Origin of the sequence: Pseudomonas gingeri (assembly GCF_013385635.1) — a bacterium.
In the GTDB taxonomy this organism is placed as follows: Bacteria; Pseudomonadota; Gammaproteobacteria; order Pseudomonadales; family Pseudomonadaceae; genus Aquipseudomonas; species Aquipseudomonas gingeri_A.
On the sequence record NZ_JACAPR010000056.1, the window covers coordinates 1 to 754 of the forward strand.

A 754-nucleotide genomic window follows, 5' to 3' on the forward strand; every position below is an offset into this window, starting at 1 on the left:
CGGGGACCGCTATGCCCAGGACGAAGACCTGAAAAGCGAAAGCGGTTATTTCTATGCGCGCCTGCGCCATGAACACTACCTCAACGAGCAGACCCTGCTCAGCGGTGTCAGCAGCAACGCGACCCTGGCTCCCGGCCAGGTCCTCAAGATCACCGGTGGTGCACCCCAGGCGTTTGCCCCCGGCGCGGTGATCACTCGGTTGACCCTGAAAGCGGCACGTGACCGCAGCCTGGAAGTCAGTTTCCAGGCCATGCCGTATGCGGAAACTATCTGCTTTCGCCCACCGCTACAGGACAAGCCGAAAATCGCCGGAACCCTGCCGGCTCGCGTCAGCAACCCGCAAAAGAATGATCGCTATGCCGAGATCGACCTGGAGGGGCGCTACCGGGTGCGTTTCCTGTTTGATCGCGACGCGTGGCCCATCGGGGAGGAAAGCTGCTGGTTACGCCTGGCGCGGCCCTATGCCGGCGATACCCACGGCCTGCATTTGCCGCTGATCGCCGGCACCGAAGTGGCGGTGGCCTTCGAACAGGGCGACCCGGACCGGCCCTATATCGCCCATGCCCTGCACGACAGCCAGCACCCGGACCCCGTGACCCTGGCCCGGCGCGACGAGAGCCGCAACGTGCTGCGCACCCCGGCCAACAACAAGCTGCGCATGGAGGATTTACGCGGCCAGGAACACATCAAGCTCAGCACCGAACAGAGCGGCAAGAGCCAACTCAATCTTGGACACCTGGTGGATGCCGGGAAG

General features: G+C 63.9%; 1 protein-coding gene. It reads left to right on the forward strand.

The annotated features are described in order from the left end of the window. On the forward strand, nt 1-754 hold a 754-nt coding region (locus HX851_RS33405), incomplete at both ends, for a type VI secretion system Vgr family protein (protein WP_177066532.1).